General features: G+C 37.2%; 3 protein-coding genes and 1 pseudogene. 2 read left to right on the top strand and 2 right to left on the bottom strand.

Annotated features, from left to right (window positions below; genetic code table 11):
* Positions 1-582: hypothetical protein (locus B5D20_RS13205; protein WP_143311881.1), on the bottom strand; the 582-nt coding region annotated here is incomplete at its 3' end.
* A gap of 605 nt (positions 583-1,187) precedes the next feature.
* Positions 1,188-1,355 carry a hypothetical protein gene (locus tag B5D20_RS13950; protein ID WP_159071831.1) on the bottom strand — a complete coding sequence of 56 codons (168 nt, stop codon included), beginning with the start codon at positions 1,353-1,355 and terminating at the stop codon, positions 1,188-1,190.
* Between the two features lie 1,521 nt (positions 1,356-2,876).
* On the opposite strand from B5D20_RS13950, the pseudogene B5D20_RS14175 reads away from it, so the two are divergent.
* Both B5D20_RS14175 and B5D20_RS13200 read left to right on the top strand, forming a co-directional pair.
* A pseudogene (locus B5D20_RS14175) lies at positions 2,877-3,274 on the top strand (IS21 family transposase); the annotation flags it as partial.
* A 14-nt stretch (positions 3,275-3,288) separates the two neighbouring features.
* The gene (locus tag B5D20_RS13200) at positions 3,289-3,630 is read left to right on the top strand and encodes an ATP-binding protein (RefSeq protein ID WP_278308392.1); all 342 of its coding nucleotides are present in this window, start codon (positions 3,289-3,291) and stop codon (positions 3,628-3,630) included.
* Positions 3,631-4,579: the final 949 nt, after the last annotated feature.

Raw genomic sequence — 4,579 nt, 5'->3', positions numbered from 1 at the left:
TTCTGCCAGGCTTTCAGTATCCCCTGATACATTCTTTATCGAGGCACTCATCTCGTTGATGGTGCTGGTGATTTCTTCTGCTCCTGAGGCCAGCTGAGTGGTGTTATTATTAATATTTTTTGTTTCAATGAAAATATTGTTAATCACATTATTTATATTCAATATAATTGTTTTCAAATCATCTAAATATCGGTTATTGTTGATATCAAGGTCTAGATTGTTTTTCAGCTTATTAGATTCATCTAATAATGCATTTCCTTGCTCAGCGATTTTTTCTAAAAAATTAACTAATGAGTCATTATTATTTATATCAAAACAATCATTTAACAATAAGCATATTCTATTTTTGTACGAATCAAAATTAACCTTTAAATTCTCATATTCAGTTTTACATACTTTATAGTCGGAATTAAGTTTATTAATAACCTCTACGACTTCAAATGCCAATTTTTTTAATTCATTTGTTTTTACTTTAATTAGACTATTTTGTAAGTCGACAAATTTCTCATTTTCACGCATAGAATCCAGTAGCTGTTGAATTGCCATACAGTCATGTGTTAAAGTTTGTTTTGAAACAAACATTTATACCCCTCCCAAATTTTATAATTCCTAAGACATCTCCCTTATTCATAAATTCTTTTCAACATTTTACATCTTTTATGACTTCCCCCTTTTTTTGATTTTTTTACCTTACAAAAGCAAAAACTACCTAAATTATTCTTACTTCTCCTTTCGGGATTCCAGTAAGAATAATTAGGTAGCCTGTAGCTTTTACAAACCCATGGGCAAAATATTAAAACTGCTATTTATTATATAAAGATTATTCTACAAACGTCGTTGAAATCCTTTCTGTTTCTAAAAGAAATAATATTCTGCACTATTTAAATTATTTTGTAACTCGAGTAATTTTGCCTTATCTTACTTACGGCCCAATAAATGTAAAATGTTCATTAAATATCTTTTCACAATGTATTTATAAAATCACGAATTCAGATACTAATACTACTTCTTAATCAATAGCTTCTTCGTAAAATAAAACTATTTTACATATATCATTTTCCATGTCAATTTTCTTAGTAAGTTCTTCAACTTTAACTTTATATAACTCTTCAACTTCTTCTATAAACTCTTTTAAAACACAATCATTAATAATAATTTCTAAAAATTTTTTTGTAATAAAATTAAAATCAGTTTTTTTTTATTAGCTCTTTTTGGGTACCATTTAGCAGTCCTTTAAGCTTTATTATTATCACCCCATGATCAAAAAAAATAAATGTTTCTTCAGGTCCCTTATTCAAGATTTTTTTCACCTTCTTGGCCAGAGAAAATTCAAGAACATTTGTGTTGTTATCCATTTTGTAAATCCCCCTTTTTTTGTTTTTTTTTACCTTATCAAAACAAAAAGCTACCTAATAACTCTTACTTCTCCTTTCGGGATTCAGTAAGAATAATTAGGTAGCCATGTAGCTTTGCTAAACCCATGGGCTAAAAATATAAATTTAATTTGTCTATACTACAAATATACTACAAATAACAATAAAATCCCTTGTTTCTCGTGATTTTTTAATATTTTACATTGTTTAATATATTTAGTAAAGTCCTAGCCAAAAAAACTCAACCAGCATCGAGCTACCTATAAGAGAATAAGTTTAGTAAACGTTACCAGATGCTTTAAGACCGCACCTAGCAAATACCTTCTTCTTTGCTATAATATAATGGCCACCTTTACTATATGAAGTTTTAAAGGTTCTAATATGGGTATGGGTGTTTTTTCTCCATCAAAGGCGGACAAAAATCTAATACCTTTCTCAAGATAGCTATAGTGAAAATTGGCACAATCAATAAAAAGGTGACCGTTAGCAAATCTGTCTCTTCTAACTCTTTAAACTTATCTTTACTAAATTTTCAACATAAAAAGGCCCCTAATAATTCCTACTCTTCCTTACGGGATCCAGTAAGAATAATTAGGTAGCCCTGTAGTTATCCCACACTCATCTACTACAGAATATAATTATTATAATATTTTTTCAAGGAACAAATTTAACGCTTTTTACTCTTTATTTTTTTAATTCTGTAAACATCGACAAAATTCTCTTTATTTCATTTTAAAACATACAATTCATAAGCCTAACAGTATGATTGAAATCGCATGAATAAGCTGACGGATGCCAGGCTGAATAAGTTGGTGATTATCTCAAAATGTCCATAAATGAAGGTTTGCCCACAGTAGGAGCCGTAATATCGGCGGATTAAAATTCGATATCCGCAATCACCTTCCAAGCTAGCAAACTACGGTTATATTGGAGGTGCTGCCCCCAACCCCCCGGGATTTTACGCTTTTTATTCTCCCAAGGGGTAAATCCAATAGAAGGGAATGCTTAACCCCTCTTCCTCTCACACCACCATACGTACCGTTCGGTATACAGCGGTTCACCAAGCTTGACGAATGCGAGGATAACGTTCAGTTAAACTCTTTAAGCCCTGACTTTGTCAATAGGCATTGCTCAGGGCTTGTTCAATAGTTGAGACATACACCAGTAGCCTTTACGGGCGTTGGCCATCATATGGACAAGCCTCTCAGGCAAGTTCAAGGCCCGCAGTTCACAGCATCTGGTTCGGACACACTTCCACTGTTTCCAAACATACATCCGCAATCTTTGTCTTAGCCATCCTCGATTTCCTAGAATATACTTGGCGTTTCTGACAGCGCATAGTTGTTTTCGGTAAAATAAAAATCAAGCAAATGGAAATTTAAAAATCAAGCACAAAACTGAAAAAAACATTACCGGCAGCCCTCAAAAACTGTACCCTTTAGTTGACTAGGCTAAAGGGGGTAAAGAAAGGATACTAGCAATGGATCAAATCTATGATATCAGATTCAGGCAATTAGGAAAAGAAAATCTCTAAGAAGTATCGCCAGAGATACTGGGCATGATTTTGCTACAGTTAAGAGAAATACGTCGGTAAAGAGGATTTTAATGAGGTAAAACAAAGACGGCAAAGGGAAAGCAAGCTTGAACCATATAAATATCTTATTGATGAATAGTTACAAGAAAATTTAAAGGCAAAGCCCAAACAGAGACATACTGCCCAACGGGTATATGCTAGGCTTAAAGAAAAATTCGGTGAAGAGTTTGAAATCTCGAGCCGCATTGTTAGGTTCTACGTTGCTCAAAAGAAATTGGAACTTTTCGGGCAGAAAGAAGGGTATTAACCACTAGAACAACCGCTCGGAGAAGCCCAGGTAGATTTTGGACAGGCGGAATTTATAAAAATGCCTGTTTTGATGTGATCAAAACTTTTGAGAACTACTCTTTTGATGATATACAAATCCCTAACAGTATCGATATTGAAACAATTAAGACGACCGCCTTCATAAACAAGAAGGAAAACTTGATATTATATGGGCCGGTCGGGACTGGCAAAACACACTTGGCAACAGCCATAGGTGTAGAGGCATGTAGTAGAGCTAAGAAAGTTAAATTTTACAGAACTGCAGCTCTGGTTAATCAGCTGCTGGAAACCAAAAGATCCGGGGAACTGAAGAAATTTCTTAAACAACTCGAGAATTTAGATCTGCTCATTTGCGATGAATGGGGCTATATTCCTTTAGAAAAAGAAGGCTCATAATTATTACTATGCCAGCTGCGCCACTATTCGCTTTTACTCTGCGGTATGCCTCCAGTACTACTTGTTTGTAGATTTCGTAAGGCATTGTTTTGTTCATTGGTTCCCCCCTCGCGGTTGACCGCTGTTCAAAACTGAATAACACGCCCACTTTGCTCCCCTCCCATTAAAGGGTGAAGGGCTGAAAGAAGTGAAGAACTTCTCACGAGAACCTATAAACCGCAACCGGTACGCCGGGTCGAAATCCCGAAACCTGGCGGCGGAACAAGGCTATTAGGAATCCCAACCGTCATAGACCGTATAATCCAGCTAGGGAGCAGTAGCCATGCTACACAGAAGATAAGGGTAGACCCTTTGTGGGAACCTACGACTTCGATGTTAAGGGAGAAATCCAAGTGGAAGCCCCACAAGGAGCTTCATCACTACGGTCATTCCGTCCCCATACTTAGCATCGGTACTCTCATCCCAGTCTGACGTCAGTACTGCCTACTATGGCCTCTGCTAACTTCTGCCGGTTCTGACATGTCTTGCAACCTGGGTTATCGGGTTCCCCGACATTACCAGCAGACCTCCCCGGGTAAGAGCGCTGTCTTTCCCTCCATCTACCCGCCATATTCACTCTCGGCAGCCTTCGGTAGCAAGGACTTCGCTTTGTTTCGCAAGCTCATCCAACTGCCGCTAGCCTCTTATGTGGTTTCTGTTCGTCGGGCCGGAGGTTTGCCGCCGACTTCCTTCAGATTCCACCTCACGGTGGACACCCTTGTCTTAAGCTACGGCTACTGCTGTCTACACCGTTCGGGACTTTCACCCTATAGACAGTACCTATGCCGAGCGCACGTAAAAAGCCGTCGACCTTCAATCGACGGCTTTGACTATTTCTGCTTTCTGTTGCGCTTCCCGACTCAAAATTCCTTTTACCTGATCTAAAATCGCAAAAACCTCAGGATGAACT

Origin of the sequence: Carboxydocella sporoproducens DSM 16521 (genome assembly GCF_900167165.1) — a bacterium.
Taxonomy (GTDB): domain Bacteria; phylum Bacillota.
Note: the sequence above shows the minus strand (reverse complement) of the source record. Positions and strands in the feature narration are given on the sequence as shown.

Bases quoted from the DNA above. Each gene is read 5' to 3' on its own strand.
- B5D20_RS13950 (WP_159071831.1), bottom strand. From the start codon at position 1,355: ATGGATAACAACACAAATGTTCTTGAATTTTCTCTGGCCAAGAAGGTG.